21 protein-coding genes are annotated in these 22,597 nt (G+C 64.1%); 11 read left to right on the top strand and 10 right to left on the bottom strand.

The window, feature by feature from the left end; translation table 11 throughout:
• Positions 1–185: 185 nt before the first annotated feature.
• From M4J40_RS15530 to M4J40_RS15510, 5 genes are all read right to left on the bottom strand, one after another.
• The gene (locus M4J40_RS15530) at positions 186–638 is read right to left on the bottom strand and encodes an HPr kinase/phosphorylase (RefSeq protein WP_251755211.1); all 453 of its coding nucleotides are present in this window, start codon (positions 636–638) and stop codon (positions 186–188) included.
• Complete coding sequence (locus M4J40_RS15525; protein ID WP_405030757.1) at positions 635–2,407, bottom strand: stimulus-sensing domain-containing protein; 1,773 nt, start codon at positions 2,405–2,407, stop codon at positions 635–637. The genes M4J40_RS15530 and M4J40_RS15525 overlap by 4 nt, the downstream gene beginning before the upstream one ends.
• A 97-nt stretch (positions 2,408–2,504) precedes the next feature.
• A complete protein-coding gene (locus tag M4J40_RS15520; protein ID WP_251755209.1) occupies positions 2,505–3,209 on the bottom strand; it encodes a response regulator transcription factor in 705 nt (234 codons plus the stop codon).
• Between the two features lie 259 nt (positions 3,210–3,468).
• A complete protein-coding gene (rsmD, locus tag M4J40_RS15515) occupies positions 3,469–4,029 on the bottom strand; it encodes a 16S rRNA (guanine(966)-N(2))-methyltransferase RsmD (RefSeq protein ID WP_251755208.1) in 561 nt (186 codons plus the stop codon).
• The gene (locus M4J40_RS15510; protein ID WP_251755206.1) at positions 4,010–5,404 is read right to left on the bottom strand and encodes a pseudouridine synthase; all 1,395 of its coding nucleotides are present in this window, start codon (positions 5,402–5,404) and stop codon (positions 4,010–4,012) included. The genes rsmD and M4J40_RS15510 overlap by 20 nt, the downstream gene beginning before the upstream one ends.
• 131 nt (positions 5,405–5,535) lie before the next feature.
• On the opposite strand from M4J40_RS15510, the gene M4J40_RS15505 reads away from it, so the two are divergent.
• Complete coding sequence (locus M4J40_RS15505; RefSeq protein ID WP_251755204.1) at positions 5,536–5,976, top strand: nucleoside deaminase; 441 nt, start codon at positions 5,536–5,538, stop codon at positions 5,974–5,976.
• Between the two features lie 35 nt (positions 5,977–6,011).
• On the opposite strand, the gene M4J40_RS15500 is transcribed toward M4J40_RS15505, so the two are convergent.
• Positions 6,012–6,860, bottom strand: a complete 849-nt coding sequence (locus M4J40_RS15500; RefSeq protein ID WP_251755203.1) for a patatin-like phospholipase family protein — start codon at positions 6,858–6,860, stop codon at positions 6,012–6,014.
• Between the two features lie 188 nt (positions 6,861–7,048).
• Here M4J40_RS15500 and thrC point away from each other — a divergent pair, with 188 nt between their 5' ends.
• From thrC to M4J40_RS15450, 10 genes are all read left to right on the top strand, one after another.
• Positions 7,049–8,449 carry a threonine synthase gene (thrC, locus tag M4J40_RS15495; RefSeq protein WP_251755201.1) on the top strand — a complete coding sequence of 467 codons (1,401 nt, stop codon included), beginning with the start codon at positions 7,049–7,051 and terminating at the stop codon, positions 8,447–8,449.
• 290 nt (positions 8,450–8,739) lie between these two features.
• Positions 8,740–10,020: a pitrilysin family protein gene (locus tag M4J40_RS15490; protein ID WP_251755200.1), complete on the top strand. Its 1,281-nt coding sequence runs from the start codon at positions 8,740–8,742 to the stop codon at positions 10,018–10,020.
• Positions 10,017–10,604 carry a GNAT family N-acetyltransferase gene (locus tag M4J40_RS15485; RefSeq protein WP_251755198.1) on the top strand — a complete coding sequence of 196 codons (588 nt, stop codon included), beginning with the start codon at positions 10,017–10,019 and terminating at the stop codon, positions 10,602–10,604. Before M4J40_RS15490 ends, M4J40_RS15485 begins: the two co-directional genes overlap by 4 nt.
• A gap of 196 nt (positions 10,605–10,800) precedes the next feature.
• The gene (locus M4J40_RS15480) at positions 10,801–13,788 is read left to right on the top strand and encodes an EAL domain-containing protein (protein ID WP_257235222.1); all 2,988 of its coding nucleotides are present in this window, start codon (positions 10,801–10,803) and stop codon (positions 13,786–13,788) included.
• A 93-nt stretch (positions 13,789–13,881) separates the two neighbouring features.
• Positions 13,882–14,412 carry an invasion associated locus B family protein gene (locus M4J40_RS15475; protein WP_405030756.1) on the top strand — a complete coding sequence of 177 codons (531 nt, stop codon included), beginning with the start codon at positions 13,882–13,884 and terminating at the stop codon, positions 14,410–14,412.
• A gap of 120 nt (positions 14,413–14,532) precedes the next feature.
• Positions 14,533–15,954, top strand: coding sequence for a metalloprotease TldD (gene tldD / locus M4J40_RS15470; RefSeq protein WP_251755194.1), 1,422 nt, complete (start codon positions 14,533–14,535; stop codon positions 15,952–15,954).
• Between the two features lie 65 nt (positions 15,955–16,019).
• On the top strand, positions 16,020–16,637 hold the full coding sequence (locus M4J40_RS15465) for an HAD family phosphatase (RefSeq protein ID WP_251755193.1): 618 nt from the start codon (positions 16,020–16,022) through the stop codon (positions 16,635–16,637).
• Positions 16,638–16,787: 150 nt separating this feature from the next.
• A complete protein-coding gene (locus tag M4J40_RS15460) occupies positions 16,788–17,489 on the top strand; it encodes a TerC family protein (RefSeq protein ID WP_251755191.1) in 702 nt (233 codons plus the stop codon).
• Positions 17,490–17,543: 54 nt separating this feature from the next.
• Positions 17,544–18,893, top strand: coding sequence for an MATE family efflux transporter (locus M4J40_RS15455; protein WP_251755188.1), 1,350 nt, complete (start codon positions 17,544–17,546; stop codon positions 18,891–18,893).
• Between the two features lie 41 nt (positions 18,894–18,934).
• Positions 18,935–19,159 carry a DUF2093 domain-containing protein gene (locus M4J40_RS15450; RefSeq protein WP_251755187.1) on the top strand — a complete coding sequence of 75 codons (225 nt, stop codon included), beginning with the start codon at positions 18,935–18,937 and terminating at the stop codon, positions 19,157–19,159.
• 45 nt (positions 19,160–19,204) lie between these two features.
• Here M4J40_RS15450 and lpxK read toward each other — a convergent pair whose 3' ends face one another.
• The 4 genes from lpxK to M4J40_RS15430 form a co-directional block, all read right to left on the bottom strand.
• A complete protein-coding gene (gene lpxK / locus M4J40_RS15445) occupies positions 19,205–20,224 on the bottom strand; it encodes a tetraacyldisaccharide 4'-kinase (RefSeq protein ID WP_251755184.1) in 1,020 nt (339 codons plus the stop codon).
• Positions 20,218–21,516: a 3-deoxy-D-manno-octulosonic acid transferase gene (locus tag M4J40_RS15440; protein ID WP_251755183.1), complete on the bottom strand. Its 1,299-nt coding sequence runs from the start codon at positions 21,514–21,516 to the stop codon at positions 20,218–20,220. The genes lpxK and M4J40_RS15440 overlap by 7 nt, the downstream gene beginning before the upstream one ends.
• Positions 21,509–22,252: a lysophospholipid acyltransferase family protein gene (locus M4J40_RS15435; protein ID WP_251755181.1), complete on the bottom strand. Its 744-nt coding sequence runs from the start codon at positions 22,250–22,252 to the stop codon at positions 21,509–21,511. The genes M4J40_RS15440 and M4J40_RS15435 overlap by 8 nt, the downstream gene beginning before the upstream one ends.
• A 69-nt stretch (positions 22,253–22,321) precedes the next feature.
• Positions 22,322–22,555 (bottom strand): DUF4170 domain-containing protein, encoded by a 234-nt coding sequence (locus M4J40_RS15430; RefSeq protein ID WP_251755180.1) that lies wholly within the window; start codon positions 22,553–22,555, stop codon positions 22,322–22,324.
• Positions 22,556–22,597: the final 42 nt, after the last annotated feature.

Here is a 22,597-nt window from a genome sequence, read left to right as displayed (position 1 = left end):
ATCTTCACCAGAGCGGGATTTCTTGCAAGAGGAAATCCGACTTGAAGCCGGTTCGCTTTCTACCCGAAAGGCGTTACAAGGGGTGCCAACTCAACGAATGACACCGCACGATAGCCCGAAAAACCCGGCCTTGGAGGGAGTTTAGGGGAAATGGCTATCTTCTGTCGGAAATGTGGCGGCGATCGTTAAATCTTGTTCATTTCCGAGAGTGCCGCACCCAGAAGCGGCAGCGAAACAGCCGTTTGCCTGCTCGGAATCGCTTGACGGGGCAGCTTCACCCCGTCGATCTCGGCCCCTTCCTCCTCGATTTCTGGCAGGCGGGGCATGGCCTCGGGTTCAACAATATCAGCGACGAGACGGATCACCGCCGCCGGAACATGGTCCACCCGTTCGATTCCACGGCCCCGTCGCTCGGCTAGGCCGGCAATGGTTTCCGGGCAGTGGGCGACGACTCGGCCATTGACCCGGGACAGCGCCACGCGGTCATCGGCGACGAAGGCAGCATAGGTGCCGTTCCGTCGTGCCGCCTCGACGAGCGCGAAGGCCAGCGAGGTCTTGCCGGCCCCCGAGGCGCCGCGGATCAGCACTCCGGTCTCGCCGATGACAACGGCGGTGGCATGAACGGTGGGCTGGGTCATGTGACGAGGTCGGCCGGTAACGACACCACGAAACGCGCGCCCGTGACACGGTCTGGGTCGGATGGGTCGTCCTTGCGGTTGATCGCCATGATGGTGCCGCGATGGGCCTCGACGATCTGCTTGGAGATCGACAAACCGAGGCCGGAGTTGTTTCCGAAACCTTCTCCCTCGGGACGATCGGTGTAGAAGCGCTCGAAGACCCTCTCGAGTTTCTCGGCGCGGATGCCAGGCCCGTGGTCGTCGACGACGACCTCGACCATGCCATCGTCGCAATGGACGACCACCTCCACCTGCCCACCCTCCGGGGAGAACGAGCGGGCGTTGTCGATCAGGTTGTTGAACACCTGTCCGAGCCGGCTGTCGTGGCCGAGGACCGTCAGTGGGCGATTTCCCTCGCCGCGCTCGACCATGAGGTCGATGCCGATCTCCTGATGGCGCCCCGTTTCGCGTGCCAGCGAGACGACGCCTTCGACGAGCCGGCCGACATCCAGCGGCGCCACATCTTCGCGTGCCAGCTCGGCATCGAGGCGTGAGGCGTCGGAGATGTCGGTGATCAGCCGGTCGAGCCGGCGGACGTCGTGCTGGATGATCTCCAGCAGCCGTTCCCGGCTGGTGTCGCTCTTGGCAAGCGGCAGGGTCTCCACCGCCGAACGCAGCGAGGTCAGCGGATTTTTGAGCTCGTGGGCGACATCGGCGGCGAAGCTCTCCGTGGCATCCATGCGGCTGTAGAGCGCGTTGGTCATGTCGCGAAAGGCGCGGGCAAGATCCCCGATCTCATCCTCGCGATCGAAGGAGGGGATCTCCTCGCGTTGCTTGACGCCCCGCCGGATGCGGTCCGCCGCTGCGGCGAGGCGGCGCAAAGGCCGGGCAATGGTGCCGGCCAGCAGGAAGGACAGCGTGGTGGTGACCGCTGCAGCCACGAGGAAAACGCGGAAAATACCCCATCGCTCGGCTGCGACGATGGCGTCGATGTCGCCGCCCTCGGTGGACAGCAGCAGAGATCCAACGACTACGCCGAAGCGCTGCACCGGTACGGCGACGGAGACGATCATCTCGCCGGCCTCGTTGACGCGGACCACCGTGCCGGGAGAGCCGTTAAGCGCCCGCTCCACCTCCGGGTAGCCGCGTCCATTGCCGCCCCCAAGCTCCCGGTAGACGGGGAGGTCGATTCGTCTCAGGCGAAAGTTGATGGCATTGATCGCTTGCTCGAAGAGCGAGGGCTGCGGTGGCTTCGACGGCGGCAAGTTGAAGCGCAGCACCTGTCCCCGGGAGTAGAGAAAGCGGGAATCGAGGATCAGGATGCCGTCACGGTCGTAGATGCGGGCCCGAGTCTTTGTCGGCGTGATCAACCGGCGCAGCAGTGGCGCCACCCGTTCCGGATTGATGGGAAAGTCGAGGCTCTCCGTGTCGGTTTGGGAGGTGACCTCGCCACCGGCCTGCATCTGCAACAAGCGCTCGGGGTCGATGGTGATCGTGTTGGATATGGCCGAGGCCGACGCGGCAATGGCGCCGGCCATGATCTCGCCTTGCGTCAGCAGGCTCTCGACGCGCGCATCAATCAGGCCGGCGCGGAACTGGTTGAGATAGAGAATGCCCGAGACCAAGGCCACCAACGCGGCGAGGTTGAGAACAAGGATGCGGCGGCTGAGGGAGGTTCCGATCGACGTTGCCGTGAAGCGCTTGATGCGACGGGTGATGACCGGAGCCAGCCGACGCATCGTCTGTATGCGCCCGCTGTCGGTTCGGTCCGCTTCCTGGCTTCCCTTCATCGGCATCGTTTCCTGCTAGTGGTTCGACTCCGACACTCGCCCACGCCAGATGCTAGCCTTGGCGCAAAATGTCAAACTCGCTCCGCTAGCCTTCGCCTCACATCTCCTTGAAGCGGTAGCCGACGCCGTAGAGGGTTTCGATCATCTCGAAGTCGTCGTCGATGGCCTTGAACTTCTTGCGCAGCCGCTTGATGTGGCTGTCGATGGTACGGTCGTCGACATAAACCTGATCGTCGTAGGCGGCGTCCATCAGCGCGTTGCGGCTTTTGACCACGCCTGGGCGCTGGGCGAGCGCGAACAGGATCAGGAACTCCGTGACGGTCAGCACGACGTTCTGTCCCTTCCAGGTGCAGGTGTGCCGCTCCTGATCCATGACGAGGTTGCCGCGCTCGATGTTGCGGTTGGCGTCGGTCGGCTTCGGCGCGGCAGAGGTGTCGCGCGGAGCGACGCGGCGCAGCACCGCCTTGACGCGCTCGACCAGGAGGCGTTGCGAGAACGGCTTGTGAATGAAGTCGTCGGCTCCCATCTTCAGGCCGAACAGCTCGTCGATCTCGTCGTCCTTGGAGGTCAGGAAGATGACGGGCATGTCGGTTTTCTGTCGGAGGCGGCGCAACAACTCCATGCCGTCCATGCGCGGCATCTTGATGTCGAGGATGGCGAGATCGGGTTGCGCCTTGCTGAGACCGTCGAGGGCCGAGGCACCATCGGTGTAGGTCTCCACGCGATAACCCTCCGATTCGAGGGCGATCGAGACGGACGTCAGGATGTTTCTGTCATCGTCCACGAGCGCGATGGTCGGCATGCCCCAGGTCCCCGTCAGTTCCGAGCCTCAGCTCTTCATGTCATATTCGGTCGGTTTCAGTAGCCGGACCTTTGTAGCAGAGTTGAGCGGAATCTGGGCAAGATTGTAGAAAGATCAAGAATTCACTCGCTTTTTCACCCCAATCGGCGGGGCGAGTGTGATTTTTGATCGAATGCGGTGACGCGCCGGCTATCCTTTCCGCGCCGACCATCCGGGGGGAAGTCAGGGACCTTCTTGTGGCGTCTGACTGAGCGCTAGCTCAAATCCGGCGCGCGAAGATAACCTGCGTTTCGCCGTACTGGCGCTCATCCAGTCGCTCAAGTCCGTCGGGCAGCGTCACCTCGGCCTTGGCCGCTTCCTCGATGACGACAAGGGCGCTTTCCGAGAGCCAGCCGCCTGAAAGCAGCGAGGCGAGCGCCTTTTCGGCGAGCCCCTTGCCATAGGGGGGGTCGAGGAAGGCGAGAGTGTAGGGCTCGGCCGGGCCGATCGAGCCCATGGTGGTCGCGTCGCGGCGAAAGATGCGCGTTGCCCCCATCAGGCCGAGAGCTTCCTGGTTGCGTCGGATCAGGCCGCGCGCCTCCGCTGCCTCTTCGACGAACAGGCATGTCTTGGCGCCCCGGCTCATTGCCTCGAAACCGAGAGCACCGGTGCCGGCGAAAACGTCCATGACGCGTGCGTCCTGGAGAATGCCATCGTAGGCGTGCTCCAGAATATTGAAGACGCTCTCGCGCAGGCGGTCCGACGTGGGGCGGATGGCGAGGCTGCCGGCCGCCGGGGTCGCCAGCGCCGCCCCGCGATGCTTACCGGCGACGATCCGCATCGCGTCCCCTCGGCTTGCCCGGGCCACCGCGGCCTCCGCCATCCTTCGACCCGCGCCCGCCCTTTGCTCCCTTGCCGCCAGGCGCGCTCATCGGACTTCCGTCCTGGATGCGGCTGCCCTTCGGTGTGATGCCGCGTTGCGGCCTGTCGCCCCTCACGCGCGCCGGCTCGTCGCCGTGGGCGCGCGGCTTGCGGTCGACGTCGAAGCTCTTGCCGGACTTGTATGCGCGTGGGGCGTCTTCGGCCTCGGCGCGACGGCTAAGACGACCGTCACGGCGTCCGTCCTTTGCCTCGCCCTTGAGCGTCAGGGTGGCGCGCTGCGGCTTCTCCGCCTTGGCGACACGAACTGGCGGCTTGCCTGTTCCAGCCTTGCCAGCGCTCCGCCCGCCCGGCTGTCGGCCTTGCGCCGCATCGAGATCGGCCTCGTGGCGTTTGCGGCTTGCCGCCGCCGACACGCCTTTCGGCCTAGGTTGTGCCCTCTCCCGGGCAACAGGCTGCTTGTCTTTTGAGGTGGGCGCCGTCTTGCCCGCCTTGGCAAGCACCGACTGGATCGGTGTGCGATCCTCCTCGCGCGGCTCCAAATCGGCACCCGCTTCGCCGGCCAGTCGGTCGCCGAGCTGGGCACGCAGGACGCGGCGCGGGACTTCCTCGACGGCGCCGTCAGCCAGTTCGCCAAGCTGGAACGGACCGAAGGAGACGCGGATCAGCCGGTTCACGTCGAGGCCGAGATGGGCGAGAATGGTCTTCACCTCCCGGTTCTTGCCCTCGCGCAATCCTACCGTCAGCCAAACGTTGTCGCCTTGGCGCCGGTCGACCGTTGCCTCCACCGAACCGTAGAGAATGCCGTCGATGGCGATGCCGTCCTTCAGCGCATCGAGCCGAGCCTGGTCGATGTCGCCATGGGCGCGCACGCGATAGCGGCGTAGCCAGCCGGTCGCCGGCAGCTCCAGCACGCGGGCGAGACCGCCGTCGTTGGTGAGCAGCAGCAGGCCTTCGGTGTTGATGTCGAGTCGGCCGATGGTCATGACGCGCGGCAGATCCTCGGGCAGGATCGAGAATACCGTTGGCCGTCCTTCGGGATCGTAGGTGGTGGTGACGGTGCCGCGTGGCTTGTGGAACAGCCAGAGGCGGGTTCTCTCACGCTCGGGCAGCGGCTGGCCGTCGACCTCGACCTTGTCGTCGGGCTTGACGGTGATCGCCGGCGTGTCCAGCACGCGGCCGTTGAGCTTGACGCGACCGTCGGCGATCCACGTTTCGGCCTCGCGTCGCGAGCATAGACCGGCGCGCGCAATTACCTTGGCGATGCGATCGGCGCCATCGTCGGCCTTGGCCGTAGATTTCTTCGCCTTGGGGGCGGGGGAGGGAGTCTTGATCATGCCGACGCTCTTAGCAGGAAAAGAGGGCGACGTGCAGCCGGTCTGTTAGGCGTTGGGCAGGCTTGCGCCCGGCCTATGTTCGTCTGGCGATCGCCGGGTTATACCGCGTGTCGTCAGTATAGAGGAAAAGCATGCCCGGCTTCATGGACATGGCGATCGAAGAGGCGCGCTTGGCGGCCGCACGCGGCGAGGTTCCCGTCGGTGCGGTGATCGTACGCGACGGCGCCGTTCTCGCCACCGCCGGCAACCGGACGCTTGAGCTTTCCGATCCCACCGCTCACGCGGAGGTGCTGGCGATCCGTGCCGCCGCCGCCAAGATTGGTTCGGAGCGGCTGATCGGCTGCGATCTCTACGTCAGCCTCGAACCCTGCGCCATGTGCGCCGGCGCCATCTCCTTTGCTCGCCTGAGGCGGCTCTACTACGGCGCGGCCGACGAGAAGGGTGGTGCTGTCGAGCACAACGTCCGCTTTTTTTCCTCGCCCGGCTGCCACCACGCGCCGGAGGTCTACTCGGGTATCGGCGAAAGCGAGGCCGGGCGGCTTCTCAAGGCGTTCTTCGCCAACCGGCGCTAACGCAATCCGGGGAAGGGCGCTGCCCGGCGTCGCGCTCAAGCCGCGGCATCGAGCCGGCGCCCGACGGCCACCTTCACCTCTTCCCGGACACAGGCAGTCGCCGCGAGAATGTCCCTGGCCTTGGTGAAGTCGAGCACACCGACGCCGTTGATCGGAGGGCGGATCAGAACGTCCGGCCGGCGCAACTTCAGCTTTTCGGAGATCAGCGACTGCATAAGGATCTGGCTTGAGCCGAACAGCGCTTCGCGGGCGCCGGGCGGACGCCCCTTGTCGGACCGTACAGGCATACCCACCACGTCGACCGCGACGATCATCCCGACGTCCTCCGGCAGCTTGTCGAACGGCAGCGGATTGACCACGCCACCGTCGATCAAGGTCAGACCGCCGATTTCCACGGGCCGGAAAAGGGCGGGCAGGGCGATCGAGGCGGCGACGGCGCGTCGCAACGAACCCGCGCCGATCTCCACTTCGGCGGCCCCATAGTAGTCGGCGGTGACGGTCGAGAAGGGGATGGGGAGATCGCCGAAATCGTCGGGAACTCTCTCGGGCAGGAACTCGCGGATCGCCGCTTCCGGATCGAACAGCGGCAAGCCTCCAACAACTTCGGCGAGGCTGCGCGGGCGAAGCTTCCACACCTTGCCCCATATGTCCGCCGGACGGCCAAGCGCGGCGAGGACCTCGTCCTCGATCTCTGCGCCCGATAGTCCAGCTGCAGCTGCGGCGCCGATCAGCGCCCCAATCGAACAGCCGACGATGGCCGACGGACGGATGCCGAGATCGTCAAGGGCCGCGAGTACGTGCACGTGGGCAAGGCCGCGTGCGCCACCGCCGCCAAGCGCCAGTCCGAGAGCGGGAACGGCTTGCTGGGGGGCGGCATCGGTCATGATTGCTATCTCCGTCACGGGATGGGCATGCCGGATCGATATGGCGTCTTCACGACGCTTTGGCGAGACCGGCGGCCAAAAAACGGTCTTTCACTGCCGCCAGCGCGCTTGCGGCCGAGTTGCGCCGCCGCTAGAGCATTTCCAGCAAGAAGGCGAACCGTCGTCGCGTAAGGACAGGGAAGAGTTCCATGAAATACGTCAGCACCCGTGGCAATGCTCCCGTTCTTGGCTTTTCCGACGTCGTTCTCGCCGGCCTCGCTCGTGATGGCGGCCTCTACGTGCCGGAGACATGGCCAACGCTCGATGCGGCGACCATCGCCTCCTTCGCTGGCCGGCCTTACGCCGATGTCGCCTTCGAGGTGATTTCGCGTTTCGTCGATGGCGACATTGCCGATGCCGACCTTCGCAGCATGATTGATGCCGCCTATACCGGCACGTTCCGTCATCCGGCCGTAACGCCGCTTGTTCAGATCGCTTCCGGCCATTTTCTGCTGGAGCTGTTCCATGGGCCGACGCTGGCCTTCAAGGATGTGGCGATGCAACTGCTCGCCCGCCTGATGGATCATGTGCTCGGTCAACGCGGCATGCGGGCCACCATTGTCGGCGCCACCTCCGGCGACACCGGCGGCGCGGCGATCGAGGCCTTCCGTGGGCGCGACAACACCGACATCTTCATCCTGTTCCCCAATGGTCGCGTCTCGGACGTGCAGCGCCGGCAGATGACGACCGTGGCCGACGGCAACGTCCATTGCATTGCTCTGGAAGGCACCTTCGACGATGCCCAGAGCCTCGTGAAGGGCATGTTCAACCACTTCGCCTTCCGCGACGAGCTCTGCCTTTCCGGCGTCAACTCGATCAACTGGGGGCGTATCGCGGCGCAGGTCGTCTACTATTTCGTCGCGGCGGTGGCGCTTGGTGCGCCGGCCCGCAAGGTGTCCTTCACCGTGCCGACGGGCAACTTTGGCGATATTTTCGCCGGCTATGTCGCCAAGAAGATGGGACTGCCCATCGAAAAGCTGGTGATCGCCACCAACGTCAACGACATCCTTGCCCGCACGCTCGAGACCGGGCGCTACGAGGCGACCGGCGTCGTGCCGTCGACCTCGCCGTCCATGGATATCGAGGTCTCCTCAAACTTCGAACGTCTCGTTTTCGAGGCCTGTGGCCGAGACGCGGGTGTCGTGACCCGTCTGATGCAAACCCTGTCCCAGTCGGGCGCTTTCACGCTGCCCGAAGGGGCCTATGCCGGCATCCGCAAGGAGTTCGGCGCCGGCCGCGCCTCGGTCGAAGCGACGGCGGAGCTTATCCGTCGGCTGCGTAACGAGGCCGGTTATCTGATCGATACCCACGGCGGCAATGGTGTCGTTGTGGCCGAGGCTTTCACTGGCGGCGCGGTGCCGATGGTGACGCTTGCGACCGCCCATCCGGCCAAGTTCCCAGACGCGGTGGGGGCGGCAACCGGCGAACGGCCGGCGCTGCCCGCATTTCTCGGCGATTTGATGGAGAGGCCGGAGCGCATGACGGTGCTCTCCAACGATCTTGCAATCGTCGAGGATTTTGTCCGCCAGCGGGCAAGGGTTCTGGCCTGAACGGCGCGGACGGAGGGAGAGACCGCGCCGTCAAAAGTGAAGGGGCATGTGAAACTTTGTGTTGAGTGGAACGTCGTTCCATGCAGAGTCCGCAACAAAAGCTGACTTTTGGTGGAGCGAATTTGACATTTGGAACATGCCTGACATCATGACGGGCACGAATACCGAAATCAAAAGCTCCAGCAGAACAAGGGTGTGATCGTGGTTCTCTCGGCGCCGACGTTTGTCGGGAGGCCTGTGTCGAGCGAATGCCAGTGTCGGGGCCGAACCACTAGGGAGGAAATGGTCGGATGGCCGTCGAAATAACCAAGTTGGATAACGGCATCACCGTCGTCACCCATTCTATGCCGCATCTGGCATCGGCGGCGCTTGGCGTCTGGGTGGCGGCCGGATCGCGATCGGAGGCGGCTGACGAGAACGGCATCTCCCACCTTCTCGAACACATGGCCTTCAAGGGGACGAAGAAGCGTTCGGCCAAGGACATCGCCGAGGAGATCGAGAATGTCGGTGGCGAAGTGAATGCCGCCACCTCCATCGAGAGCACCAGCTACTATGCGCGAGTGTTGGCCGGAGATGTGCCGCTCGCCCTCGATATCCTCTCCGACATCCTGCAGAACTCCAAGTTCGATCCGGAAGAGCTCGATCGCGAGAAGCACGTCATCGGTCAGGAAATCGGCGCCGCTCTCGATGCGCCGGAAGACTTTGTCTTCGACATGTTCCAGCAGGCCGCCTTCCCCGGCCAGGCGATCGGTCGCCCGATCCTCGGTTCGATCGATACGGTGAAGGGCTTTTCCGACGATGCCCTGCGCGGCTACCTCAGTCGCCACTATACCGGCGGCAGGACGGTCATCGCCGCCGCCGGCAAGCTGGGACATCGCGACCTGGTGCGCTTGGCCCGCCGCAAGTTCCAGCATTTTGGCGAAGCGGAATCGGTTGTTCCCGAGCGTGCGGTCTATGTCGGCGGCGAGGCGCGCGAGGAGCGCGACCTGATGGAAGCGCAAGTCGTTCTTGGTTTTCCCGGCATCGCCTATGGCCATGAGGACTACATCACCGCCCAGATCGCGTCTTCCATTCTGGGAGGCGGCATGTCATCGCGGCTTTTCCAGGAAATCCGCGAGAAACGCGGCCTTTGTTACTCCATCTACGCCTTCCACTGGGGGTTCGAGGATGCGGGTATCTTCGGCATATCGGCGGCGACGGGTGAACGCGACGCCGGCGCGGTGGTCGAGGAAACCATGAACGAGATCGCCCGAGCTTCGATGGCGGTCACGGAGGTGGAGGTAAAGCGCGCGCAATCGCAGCTGCGTGCCGGCCTTCTGATGGCTCTGGAAAGCCCGGTGGCGAGGGCCGGTCAGATTGCCCGTCACATCATGTTCCATGGGCGTATCCTGCCGCTCGACGAGCTGGTTACGCGGATCAATGCCGTGACGCCGCAGAGGATCTGCGAGTTCCTCGAGAGGATCAATGTTGCGCCCAACCCGACGTTGGCGGCCATCGGTCCGATCGCAAAGGTGCCTTCGGTCGGCTCGATCGCCGCCAGTGCTGTGTCGACCAAGGCAAGCGCAGCATGACTTTTTTCGGCGTCGTGGCTTCCGGAGCCCTTCCGGCGCTGGCGGACGACGTCGTCTCCCTGCGCTTGCCGGTGGTTTCCGACTATGCCGCCTGGGTCAACGAGCGCTCCGAGAGTCATGACTTCCTGAAGCCATGGGAGCCGACATGGTCGGCGGAGGACTTGACGCGGGCTTCCTTCAAGCGCCGTGTTCGCCGGGTTCAACGCGAGGCGGCCGAGCAGACCGGCTTCGCTTTCCTGATCTTTCGTCGCGACGACGAAGCGCTCCTTGGCGGAATCACGCTGTCCAACGTCCGCCGTGGCGTTTCCCAGTGTTGTTGCCTCGGCTACTGGATGAGTGTGCGTCACGCCGGTCGTGGCTATATGCGCCTGGCTGTGGATCTCGTTCTGAAGTTCTGTTTCGAGGAGCTTCGGCTTCACCGCGTCGAAGCGGCCTGCATCCCCGGCAACGACCGCTCCCTCGGTCTTCTCGAAAAAGCCGGATTTGTTCGCGAAGGCTATGCGCGGCGCTATCTCATGATCGATGGCCGCTGGCAGGATCACGTGCTGCTCTCGTACATGATGAACGAGGACGATGCGGCCTGATGGCAGGCGCCGAACGGGCGGTTTGCATGGCCGCCGTCCTCGGCTATATCTCTCCGAACGCGCTTTCGAAGGTTGGTGCGCGAAGGATTTTGAGCGCGGGCGCCGTCGAAGCTTCCGCGCCCTTTGACAGAAACCGCCGCGTGTCCGGCGCGGTCCACGAAACCAAACTGTTCGCCAGTCGAGCTGGAGAGTGTCCTTGGCCTTCGTCCGCGCCGCTGTCGCCTTCTTCCTGCTGGTATTCGTCGCCGGCCTGACCCCGCATCTCGCGCTGGCTGCCGAGCCCATTCTCGTCGAACCCGACGTCAAGGCGCTCGATCTCACCCATGCCGTGGAGTATCGGCGCGACGCCGGTAACTCCATCCAGGTCTCCACGGCGCCCGGCCCAGATGGGGTCGTGCGTCGTATCGAGGTTCGGGCCAAGGGTATTGATTCCAATCCGTCCTGGGTGGTGTTCTCTCTATCCAACCAGTCGGACCTGCAGCTCGACCGACTGATTGTCGCCCCGCACTTCCATCTGGTCGGCTCGCGCGTCATGTGGCCCGACCTTGGCGCGTCGCGTATCGCGGCGATCACCCCGAGCTCCGGCTTCGCCCCGGAGCGACAAAGCAGCCAGGATTCCGACGTTTTCCTGGTGACGCTCGACCCCGGCACCGTGGTCACTTTCGTCGTCGAGCTTCGGACGCGCGACCTGCCGCAGATCGGCCTGTGGGAGCCCAACGCCTACAAGGACAGCGTCAACGCCTACACGCTTTACCGGGGCATCGTTCTCGGCATCTCTGGCCTCCTCGCCCTGTTCCTGACCATCCTTTTCGTGGTCAAGGGATCGATGATGTTCCCGGCCACGGCAGCGCTGGCCTGGGCCGTTCTCGCCTATCTCTGCATCGATTTCGGCTTCTGGAACAAGGTGTTTGCCGTCGGCTCGGGAACCGATCAACTCTACCGGGCCGGTTCGGAGGTGATGATCGCCGTCACCATGGTGATCTTCCTCTACGCCTATCTCAACCTCAACCGATGGCACGTGCGCTACAGCCACGTGATGCTGATCACGCTTCTGGCGCTCATCGGTCTGTTCGCCCTCGCCCTCTATGACCCCTCGATCACTGCCGGCATCGCCCGCATGGTGCTGGCCGCGCTCGGCGGTGTTGGCTTCGTGCTGATCGTCGCGCTGGCCTTGCGTGGATATGACCGGGCGATCATGCTGGTGCCAACGTGGCTGGTGTTCCTTGCCTGGCTGGCCGGTACAGGCCTTGCGGTTTCCGGTCGCCTCGTCAGCGATCTCGCCCAGCCGGCGCTCGCCGGTGGCCTTGTGCTGGTCGTTCTGCTGCTTGGCTTCACCGTCATGCAGCATGCCTTTGCCGGTGGCGCCATCACGCAAGGGCAGGTGGACGATAGCGAGCGCAAGGCGTTGGCGCTTACCGGCTCCGGCGACATGATCTGGGACTGGGACGTTCTCGCCGACCAGATCGTCACCTCGGCCGAGGCGGAGGAAAGCCTTGGCCTCAAGCGCGGTCGCCTCGAAGGGCCGGCGCGCGATTGGCTCGACTACCTGCACCCGCAGGACCGGGAGCGCTTCAAGGCGACGCTCGACGCCGTCGTCGAGACGCGCAAGGGCCGCCTCAGCCAGACCTTCCGCATGCGTGCCCAGGACGGGCACTATCAGTGGTTCCGCCTGCGCGCCCGCCCCATCCTCGGTTCCGATGGCGAGGTGATCCGCTGCGTCGGCACGTTGCTCGACATCACCGACATGAAGCTGGCGCAGGAGCGCCTTCTCTCCGACGCCATTCACGACAACCTTACCTCACTGCCGAACCGCGAGCTCTATCTCGACCGCCTGGCATCCGATCTGGTCCGCGCCGGAGTGGACAATCAGAGGCGGCCGGCGGTTTTCCTCGTCGATCTCGATCGTTTCCGTCAGGTCAACGAGACGCTCGGCCTCTCCGTGGGCGATACCATCCTCTTGACCCTGGCTCGCCGGCTGGGACGCCTCGTCAAGCCGCTCGACACCCTGTCGCGTCTCGAGGGCGACCGCTTTGGCATCGTGCTGGTGTCCGAGCAGGCCTCCGACCGGCTTGCCGCTTTCGCGGATACCGTCAAGCGGGCGGTTCGCGCGCCGATCGTCGTTGGCGAAAAGGAAGTGTTCCTGACCGCCTCCATCGGCATAGCCGTGCCCGATGCCGACGACAAGGAAGCCCGAACCCTGATGCAGGATGCCGAGATCGCGCTTGCCTTTGCCAAGAAGCTCGGTGGCGATCGCATCGAGACCTTCCGTCCGGCTTTGCGCATCATGTCGGCCGATCTCACCTCGCTGGAGCAGGACCTGCGCGGCGCCATCGACAAGGGCGAGCTGACGGTGCTCTACCAGCCGGTCATCCGGGCCGGCGATCGGTCGGTTGCCGGCTTTGAGGCGCTGTTGCGTTGGAATCATCCGCGCAAGGGCTCGATCCCGCCTGCCGAGTTCATGCCGATTGCCGTGCGCTCCGGCCTTGTGGTCCAACTGGGCATGTTCCTGCTCGACAGGGCTGCCCGGCAGCTTGCCGACTGGCGTGATCATCTCCCCTTCGGCGACACCTTGACCATGTCCGTCAACCTGTCCAACCGACAGATCCTGCGGCACGAGCTTCTGAACGACATCAAGGCGATCCTGTCCCGCACCGGCCTGCCGCGAGATGTGCTTCACCTCGAGTTCTCCGAAAGCCTGCTGATGGAGAGCCCGGAGTTCTCGCTGCAGATGCTGATGAAAATCAAGGAGCTCGGGGCGGGCTTTGCCGTTGACGAGTTCGGCATGGGCTTCTCTTCGTTGAGCTATTTGCAGCGGCTGCCGCCTGGCACGCTCAAGGTCGATCAGAACGTGCTGAGAAGCTCCGGCCGTCATCGGCAGGCCCTATTACGGACCATCGCATCGCTCGCCCACGATCTCGAACTGGAGCTGGTGGTGGAAGGTGTCGATCGCACGGTCGACCTCGACGATGTCGCCAACCTTGGCGCCGATTATCTGGAAGGGTATCTTTTCGGGTCGCCGATGAGCGCCGACGAGGTGCGCAAGCTGATGGAAAAGGCAAAGAAGGCGGTCGCCAAGGTAGCGCCGGTTGCCGTACCCGACGCGCCGCCACGTGTGCCTGAACGGGTGCCGGGGGGCTCTACCGTGGTGGTTGGCGAAGCGGCCAGCGGCCCGCCCGCCGCCTGACGCCATCTTTTCGTGCCGCTGCAAGTGTGGGAATAAGGACCGGCCGGCGATTCGTCGCCAGTCTCTTGGGTCTGGGACGTTGACGAGAGGATCATGACCGTCATGAGGACCGTTCTTTCCGCCTGCCTTTCCGTTCTGCTCGCCATGGGTTCATTGCCGGCGACGCTCTCCTCGGCGGCGGCGCAGGAGTTCGTCGATGGCAAGGTGGAGTCCGTGCACGGCGACTGGCAGATCCGGTGCGACCAGCCGGTCGGCGCACGCGACAAGCAGTGCGCCATGGTGCAAAACGTTACCGCCGAGGATCGCGACAACATCGGACTGTCCGTGCTGATCGTGAAGACGGTCGACAAGAAGGCGAGGATCATGCGGGTCCTGGCGCCGCTCGGCGTCTACCTGATGGCCGGACTTGGCCTGCGCATCGACGACAAGGACATCGGCCGCGTCGGTTTCGTCCGCTGTCGGGCGCGCGGCTGCTATGCCGAGGTCGTCCTGCAGGACGATCTCATCGGTCAGCTCGAGAAGGGCGGCAAGGCGTTGTTCATCATCTACGATTCCCCGGAAGACGGTATCGGTATTCCGATCTCGCTGAAGGGCTTCAAGGAAGGTTTTGACGCCCTTCCGTGAACGGTCGCACTTGCGTGGGGCTGCACGAAACACGACATGTTGCGCGTCCGGAAGCTAGAGCATCCGGACGTTTGCATTTATGGAGGTATTGATCCTCCTGCTGATGGGACGCTGCCGCCGATGACCGAACGCCATGACCTTCTCGCCCTTGCCGGTCTCGATCCCGACGCGACGCAACGCCTCGTTCGCGATGCGCTCGTCGGTGCCGACGACGGCGAACTCTACCTGGAGCGTTCGGAAGGCGAGGCGCTGACCTTCGACAACGGACGCCTCAAGACGGCCACTTATGACGTCAACCAGGGGTTCGGCCTGCGGGCGGTGGCAGGTGAGGCGGTGGGCTATGCCCATGCCGACGATCTCTCGGAAAAGGCCCTGCGACGGGCCGCCGACGCCGTGAAGGCCGTTTCCATGGGGTATGCCGGCACGCTCGCCGAGCCGCCGCGGCCGACCAATCGCAAGCTCTATGGCGACGTCAATCCGCTGTTGTCTCCCGCCTTCTCGGACAAGGTAACCCTGCTTTCGGAAATCGACGCCTGGGCGCGCGCTCGCGACCCGCGCGTGCGGCAGGTGACCGCTTCGATCACTACCAGCCACAAGATCGTCGAGATCATCCGCGCCGACGGCGTTCACCTCCGGGATGTGCGCCCGCTGGTCCGTGTGAACGTGTCGTTGATTGCCGGCAGCGGCGACCGGCAGGAGAGCGGCTCCTATGGCGAGGGTGGTCGTCTGGCGCTCGACGGCTTCATCACGCCGGAGCGTTGGCAGCACGCCGTCGACGAAGCGCTTCGTCAGGCCCTGGTCAATCTCGAGGCGAAGTCGGCCCCGGCGGGAACCTTCGATGTCGTGCTCGGGCCCGGCTGGACGGGCGTTCTGCTGCACGAAGCGGTGGGGCATGGCCTCGAAGGCGATTTCAATCGCAAGAAGACCTCTGCCTTCGCCGGACTGATGGGCGAGCAGGTGGCGGCGAAGGGCGTCACCATCATCGACGATGGCACGTTGCCGGATGCGCGCGGATCGCTGACCATCGACGACGAGGGGACACCAAGCGGCAAGACGGTGCTGATAGAGGATGGACGCCTTGTCGGCTACATGCAGGATCGCCAGAACGCCCGCCTGATGGGCGCCGAGTCCACCGGCAACGGTCGCCGGCAGTCCTATGCCCATGTGCCGATGCCGCGCATGACCAACACCTACATGCTTTCCGGCGACAAGAGTCGCGAGGAGATCGTCGCCTCGGTGAAGGACGGCATCTACGCCGTGTCCTTCTCGGGTGGCCAGGTGGACATCACGTCCGGCAAGTTCGTGTTCGATTGCACCGAGGCCTATCGCGTTCGAAACGGCAAGGTTGGCGAGCCGATCAAGGGCGCCATGCTGATCGGCAATGGTCCCGAGGCGATGAAGCGGGTCTCGATGATCGGAAACGACCTGGAAATCGACCGGGGCATTGGCATGTGCGGCAAGGCCGGACAGAGCGTGCCGGTCGGTGTCGGTCAGCCGTCGCTCCGGATCGATCAGGTCACCGTCGGTGGTACGGCGACCTGAAGTCGCAGGTCGCCAAGAGCCGGGGTAGGCCTCCGGTACCCATCCGATCGCAACGAGAAAGCAGTATGCGTCCCATCCGCCTTGCCTTGTTTGACATGGACGACGTCGTCTACACGTACACGCGCGCGGATCGCATCGCTCACATTGCAAGCGTGACCGGTCTCGATCCTCTCTTCATCAACGAGCGCGTCTGGGGCGAGGGGCTGGAGGCTGCCGCCGACGGTGGCGCCTTTCCGACGCCGGAACTCTATATTGCCTCCTGGCGCGAGCGTCTTGGCTATCCGTTGGCCATCGAGGACTGGGTCGAGGCCCGCAGGCGGGGCATGCGCCTTATCCCCGGAACGCTCGCCCTCATCGAACGGCTGATCGCGGCCGGCACTGCCGTCGCGGTGCTGACCAACAATGGTCCCCTGGTCTATGCCTATCGGGAAACACTCGCGCCGGACCTCGCACGTCTTGTGGGTGATCGTTTCCTGGTCTCTTCCTCCTTCTCGACGCTGAAGCCCGATCCGAAGGTCTTCCGCCGAGCCCTCGAACAACTGGGTTTCCGGCCAGGGGAAAGCTTCTTTATCGATGACATGCCGGAAAACGTGGAGGGCGCGCACGAAGCCGGATTGCTCGGCGCGGTCTTCACCACGCCGGTCGCCCTTGAGGCCGAGCTCGTTTCCCATGGCCTTCTTTGAAGCGTCTTCCTTCGCATAAATGACGAGGGTCTAAATTCACTCCAGCCATTGAAATTTCCTCTCGCGCGTCCTACCTGACGGCGGTCGGGAATTTGCCTGGAAGATATCGGCGTCTCGCCGAACAGGGTTGGGACAGACGCCGTGTTTTCGATGGATTTCTTGTCGGTTGAACTCGCCGCGCTGGCTCAGGTCGTCTTTATCGACGTCGTTCTGGCCGGTGACAATGCGATTGTCGTCGGAATGGCGGCGGCGGGTGTCGATCGATCCATTCGGCGCAAGGTGATTTTCTGGGGCATTGGCGGCGCGGTTGTTCTGCGCATCCTGTTTGCGATCATTACCACCCATCTCCTCGCCATCGTTGGCTTGACGCTGGCGGGCGGCGTGTTGTTGCTCTGGGTTTGCTGGAAGATGTTCCGGGAAATCTGGGCGAACCGTCACGAGGAGGCGCGAGGTGTTGAGGCCGCCGAGCAGGCGCTCGACTCCGCCGCTTGCGACGCGACGCCGGCCGCGAGCGGCAAGACATTCCGTCAAGCGCTGATCCAGATCATCCTCGCCGACGTTTCCATGTCGCTGGACAACGTGCTGGCCGTGGCGGGCGCAGCGCGCGACCATGTCGGCGTTCTGGTGATCGGCCTGTTGCTTTCGGTCGGTTTGATGGGAGCCGCGGCCACGCTGATCGCTCGCTTGCTGCACCGCTTCCGCTGGATCGCGTGGATCGGCCTCCTGGTCATTCTCTATGTCGCCGTAGACATGATCCATCGTGGTTCGGTTGAAGTTTGCACCGGGATCACCGGCGAACAAAGCTGCCAGATTCAGGATCTCCAGGATGCTACCGACGACATCCTGAAGTGAGGCCGTTTGGCCTTCGTCGTTTCGTCTGCTTCTGATCGCTTGAGAGGTCTCACGATGCCGCACGCCGCCGGTGCGACCGCCGACGCCGCCTACGTGGAAGGATCGGTGTTCCGTCACGTCGTGGCGCTGACCGCTCTCGGCTCGTTGGGGCTGATGGCGATCTTCACCGTCGATCTGGTCAATCTCCTCTACATCTCGCTTCTGGGCGACGAAGTGCTTACGGCGGCCATGGGCTACGCCGGAGCCGTGCTGTTCCTTCTGGTGTCGGTCGGCATCGGCTTCTCGATCGGTGTGACGGCGTTGACCGCTCAGCGGGTTGGTGCCGGCGACCGCAGCGGCGCCCGCCGTGTCGCCACATCGGGCCTGGTCATTTCCTTTGCCGCCAGCAGTGCCGTGACATTGGTGATCGCGGCCGTGCTCGATCCATGTCTTTCGCTACTTGGCGCGACAGGTCGAGAGTTCGAGGTAACCCGGCATTTCCTGTGGATCACCATGCTGGGCATGCCCCCTCTGGCCCTCAGCATGGCCATGGGCGGTGTGCTGATGGCGTTCGGTGCGCCACGCATGACGCTATGGATCAACCTGGCTGGTGCCGTTGCAACGGCAATCCTGGACCCGATCTTCATCTTCGCTCTGGATCTCGGCGTCACCGGCGCCGCCATCGTCACCGTTCTGATCCGCTTCGTGGCGATCGCCGTCGGCTGGTACGGGTTGGTGCCGCGCCTCAATGCTCTGGTGCGGCCGACGATGAGCAATGTCCGTCGCGACTTCGCGCCGCTCCTGATCATCGCTTTTCCTGCCATTCTGACCAACCTCGCCACGCCGGTCAGCAACATGATGGTCACCGCCTATGTCGCGCGCTTCGGCACGGAAGCGGTGGCGGGCTGGTCGATCATTGGCCGCATCTATCCGCTGTGCTTTGCCGGAATCTTTGCGCTGACGGGGTCTGTCGGAGCCATTTTCGGCCAGAATGTCGGCGCTCATCGCTTCGACCGGGTCCGCAAGACCTTGTCGGACAGCACGCTGTTCACGGCGATCTATGTGGCGGCGATCTGGCTGTTGCTGCTTCTGGGGACTGACGCGATCAACTGGGCGTTCCAGGCCTCCGGCAGGGTGGCGGAAATGATCGCCTTCTACTGTCTCTGGGCCGCGCCGACATTCATCTTCACCGGAGCGCTGTTCGTGGCCAATGCCGCCTTCAACAATCTCGGATTTGCCTCCTACTCGACGTTTTTCAACTGGGGCAGGGCGACGCTCGGCACGTTGCCTTTCTGCTGGCTCGGAATCTGGTACGGCAGCGCTGACGCGGTGATCCTCTGGTGGAGCATTGGCGCCGCGCTGTTCGGTCTGCCCGCTCTATGGCTGGCCGGGTGGTCGATCGACCGCCTTGCCGCCAAGGCATGAGCCTCTTGCATGATCGCCGGGCGAGGGTTATTCACCATTCCATGTTGAACAATATGGACCCCCCCTTCGGCGGTGGCGAGGCGCAGATCCGCTATCTCGACGGTGATTACCAGATCCTCCGCAACGGCAATTATGTGCGTTGCGCGATCACCGGACGCCCGATCTTGCTGCAGGACCTGAAATACTGGTCCGTCGAGCATCAGGAGCCGTATATCGATGCCGAGGCGGCGCTTACCGCCTACCGTCGTCATACAGGCGCTCGCTGAGTCCAGGTCTCGGTTTGGGTAGCATCTGCCCGAGGTCGAAGCAGATCAGCTGAAGTGCTTCGCCATCCAGCGCCTGCGGATGTCGAGAAGCAGGGCCCCCAACGCATTCTCTTCGAGAAAGCGCGTGTGAACGCCGAATACGGCGACGCGGTTTCGCGACCAGTTGCTGCCGACAATGCCGCGCGGCAAACGAACGGCATCCTTCTCGGTGGTGACGGGCACTGCATCGAGCATGTCGGCCTCGTCGAGCAGACGGGTAAGGTCTTCGAAGCGGTATGGATAATGGTCTGGAAAGGCTCGACGCATAGCCAGACGGTAACCCTCTGCCTCTAGCGACCGAAAGAACTTCTCCGGACGTCCGATGCCGGCGAAGGCATAGAGTCGTCGATGCGGAGCGGCGGGCGGCGCGTTTGCATCGAGAGTGGCTCGGAATACCGGTTTGCCGGCGCGGGCGGCCATCCGCACGACCCGCTGGCCGAGCTTGCTGTCGCCATAAATGATGATTGCATCGGCCAGCAGCATCTGGCGCCGAAGCGGCGCCCGCAGGGGTCCGGCAGGCAGTGGCAGACCGTTGCCGACCCCGACCATTCCATCGACCACCACGAAGTTGAAGGTCTTCTTTACCGACGGGTTCTGGAACCCGTCGTCCATGATGCAGAGATCTGTCCCGGTGGCCCGGAGCAGCCCAAAGGCATCGGTGCGTCGGCGTGCCACCACCGTTGGCGCGACTCGGGCGAGCAACAAGGCTTCGTCGCCGACGTCGCTCGCCGTATGCGTCTCGATGTTGACGAGGATCGGCCCCTTGAGGCGCCCGCCGTGTCCGCGGGTCAGAAAGCAGGGATCGAGACCGACCGAACGCGCGGAGTGGGCAAGAGCGATGGCGGTTGGCGTCTTGCCGGCGCCTCCGGCCACGAAGTTGCCGACGCAGACCAAAGGCAGTGGCGGCTCAGCGCCTCCGGGGCGGTGCATGCGCCGCGCCGTGATGGCGCCATAGACAAGGCCGATCGGGGCCAGCAACAAGGCGGCGACACCTTTGCGCTTCCACCAAAAGGCCGGCGTCAGCATGGGGCACCACCCGGCGGTCGGCCGATCAGGGGCGTGATAGCCTCGATGGTGCGGGCAACGGCGCCGGCCGAGCCTGCGACCACCCGCTCCCCAGCTGCAGCCTGCCTGGTTCTGAGGTCTGGATCGTCGATCAGGCTCAGTGCCGCTTCGGCGAGATCGTCGGGCGTCTCGGCGACCTTGAGGCCGCCGGCCTCGATGAAGGCTTGGTAGATTTCGACCCAGTTGGAAAAGTGCGGTCCGCTCACCACCGCTGCGCCGAGGCGAGCCGGCTCGATGAGATTGTGACCGCCGATACCCTCGATGAAGGTGCCGCCCATCAAGACCAAATCGGCCAGTTGGAAGAACGTAGCCAGTTCGCCAAGCGTGTCGGCGACATAGACTTCCGTAGAGGCATCCGGAAGATCTCCGGCACCGCGACGACGCGTTTCAAGACCGGCGGACTGGCAGAGCAGCGCAATGTCGCTCCCCCGCACCGGATGACGCGGTACGATGACGAGCATCGCCTCCGGCCGTCTCTCCTTGATCTTCAGGAGCGCCGTCAGGACGACTTCGTCTTCGCCTGGGTGAGTGGAGGCGGCAAGCAGCACCGGTCGCGCGCCAATGCCATGTCTCAACGCTTCGAGATCGGCGACGCCGACGTCCGGCAGGCCGGCGTCGAACTTGATGTTGCCGAAAGTGGCAACCTCTTGGGCCCCCAGCCTTGAGAAGCGCGCTCCGTCGTCATCGGTCTGGGCAAGCACCAGTGACATGCGACGAAACACGGCGCGCGCCGCTGGCGCCGCCCGTTGCCACCCTCCGAAGGAGCGCGGCGACAGCCTGGCGTTGGCGACGACAAGCGGTATGCCGTGATCGGCGAGGCGGCCGATGGCGACCGGCCAGATCTCGCTTTCGACGAACACCGCGAGATCGGGGCGCCAATGGGCGATAAATCGATCGACCGGACCGGCGAGATCGAGAGGTGCGAACTGATGGATCAGTCCTGGCCTCAAGCGGTGCCCGACGAGAGCGGCGGACGTCGTGGTGACCGTTGTAACCAGAACGCCCTTGCCCTCCGCGATCAAACGGTCGACCACCGGCATCGCCGCCATCGCCTCGCCGACACTGACGGCGTGTACCCAGACGAGCGGCCCCTCCGGACGGGGGGCCGAAGGATGGCCCAGCCGTTCGGACGACCGGGAGGGATCTTCCTTCCCGCGGCGTCGACGCATGCCGACGATGGCCCCACCGACAGGGCCGGCGAGCCGGGTCAGGGCGATCCACGTCGAAAGAAGCGCGTCTCCGAGATCAGCCATCGGCGGCAAGGTCTTGGTTTTGAGGACCGGGGATGAACTTTTCAGCGATTCCCGTGCGTTCGTAGGCGTCTTGCGTGATCCGATCAAGCTCCTCGGTGAGGAAGCGCCTCAACCTTTCGACGTCCTCGACGTTGGCCTCGGCCGGAACCCGGATCGGAGCGCCGTGCCTGACAGTTGCCGGCGAGAACGGTAGATCCACCACCATGCGGTCCCAGTTGTTGAAACGAAGGCCGTAGCGCGACACGTAGGCGAGGGGAATGATCGGCCTGCCGGAGAGCCGGGCCAGGTGGATGACACCCTTGCCCGATACCTGGGACACCTTGGGGACGTCAGCCGTCATCAAAACGGAATTGCCGGCTTCGAGTTCGCGCAAGGCTTGCCGGAATCCGGCGGCCCCGCCCTTCCTGTGCAATGTACGCGTGCCCTGCGAGCCGGACGCTCGAATGGTGCGGATGCCCTGCGTTCCCGCGGCATTGGCGACGATTCCGGCCGCCTTGTTGCGGGCGATCATCGGCACGATCGGCAGGCCGAGCGGCACGGCACGAGGCGTCATCATGGCGAGACCGTGCCAGAAGGTGAAGATCACCGGAGCTTCCGCGAGCGCCACGTCGAAGGCATCAGACGGCACGATGTTCACCTTGGCGGTGCGAAACACACCAAGAACATACCAGGCGAGCAGATGCGACAGGGCGTTGTTGACCGACGCGCTGCCGAGAAGTTTCCGGCTAAATTGCAAGCGGTGTCTCCGGAGACAGAAGGCAGCGCGTGTGCGACATCGGAAGATGGGGGTTGTTCGGGAGCTGCATCAGGTCGATGGATCCATGAGACGATGCAGGTGGACGATGAAGTAGCGTGTCTGCGCCTGATCGACGGTGGCCTGCGCCTTCTGCTTCCAGGCGGCATAGGCGGCGGCATAATTGGGGAAAGCGCCAACGATATCGATGGCGTTGATATCGGCAAACTCTGTCGAGTCGAGCGTCTTCATCTCGCCGCCAATGACGAGGTGAAGCAGTTGCTTCGATGTGATTTCGGTCGTCATGAAGATCTCGCCTTCCGCAACGGGCGCCTCCTTTGGGCGGCC

Source organism: Pleomorphomonas sp. JP5, from assembly GCF_023721815.1.
Taxonomy (GTDB): domain Bacteria; phylum Pseudomonadota; class Alphaproteobacteria; order Rhizobiales; family Pleomorphomonadaceae; genus Pleomorphomonas.
Note: the sequence above shows the minus strand (reverse complement) of the source record. Positions and strands in the feature narration are given on the sequence as shown.

Coding starts and splice junctions, on each gene's coding strand:
- M4J40_RS15530 (WP_251755211.1), bottom strand. CDS start 638: ATGACCCAGCCCACCGTTCATGCCACCGCCGTTGTCATCGGCGAGACC.
- M4J40_RS15525 (WP_405030757.1), bottom strand. CDS start 2,407: ATGAAGGGAAGCCAGGAAGCGGACCGAACCGACAGCGGGCGCATACAG.
- M4J40_RS15520 (WP_251755209.1), bottom strand. CDS start 3,209: ATGCCGACCATCGCGCTCGTGGACGATGACAGAAACATCCTGACGTCC.
- rsmD (WP_251755208.1), bottom strand. CDS start 4,029: ATGCGGATCGTCGCCGGTAAGCATCGCGGGGCGGCGCTGGCGACCCCG.
- M4J40_RS15510 (WP_251755206.1), bottom strand. CDS start 5,404: ATGATCAAGACTCCCTCCCCCGCCCCCAAGGCGAAGAAATCTACGGCC.
- M4J40_RS15505 (WP_251755204.1), top strand. CDS start 5,536: ATGCCCGGCTTCATGGACATGGCGATCGAAGAGGCGCGCTTGGCGGCC.
- M4J40_RS15500 (WP_251755203.1), bottom strand. CDS start 6,860: ATGACCGATGCCGCCCCCCAGCAAGCCGTTCCCGCTCTCGGACTGGCG.
- thrC (WP_251755201.1), top strand. CDS start 7,049: ATGAAATACGTCAGCACCCGTGGCAATGCTCCCGTTCTTGGCTTTTCC.
- M4J40_RS15490 (WP_251755200.1), top strand. CDS start 8,740: ATGGCCGTCGAAATAACCAAGTTGGATAACGGCATCACCGTCGTCACC.
- M4J40_RS15485 (WP_251755198.1), top strand. CDS start 10,017: ATGACTTTTTTCGGCGTCGTGGCTTCCGGAGCCCTTCCGGCGCTGGCG.
- M4J40_RS15475 (WP_405030756.1), top strand. CDS start 13,882: ATGACCGTCATGAGGACCGTTCTTTCCGCCTGCCTTTCCGTTCTGCTC.
- tldD (WP_251755194.1), top strand. CDS start 14,533: ATGACCGAACGCCATGACCTTCTCGCCCTTGCCGGTCTCGATCCCGAC.
- M4J40_RS15465 (WP_251755193.1), top strand. CDS start 16,020: ATGCGTCCCATCCGCCTTGCCTTGTTTGACATGGACGACGTCGTCTAC.
- M4J40_RS15460 (WP_251755191.1), top strand. CDS start 16,788: ATGGATTTCTTGTCGGTTGAACTCGCCGCGCTGGCTCAGGTCGTCTTT.
- M4J40_RS15455 (WP_251755188.1), top strand. CDS start 17,544: ATGCCGCACGCCGCCGGTGCGACCGCCGACGCCGCCTACGTGGAAGGA.
- M4J40_RS15450 (WP_251755187.1), top strand. CDS start 18,935: ATGTTGAACAATATGGACCCCCCCTTCGGCGGTGGCGAGGCGCAGATC.
- lpxK (WP_251755184.1), bottom strand. CDS start 20,224: ATGCTGACGCCGGCCTTTTGGTGGAAGCGCAAAGGTGTCGCCGCCTTG.
- M4J40_RS15440 (WP_251755183.1), bottom strand. CDS start 21,516: ATGGCTGATCTCGGAGACGCGCTTCTTTCGACGTGGATCGCCCTGACC.
- M4J40_RS15430 (WP_251755180.1), bottom strand. CDS start 22,555: ATGACGACCGAAATCACATCGAAGCAACTGCTTCACCTCGTCATTGGC.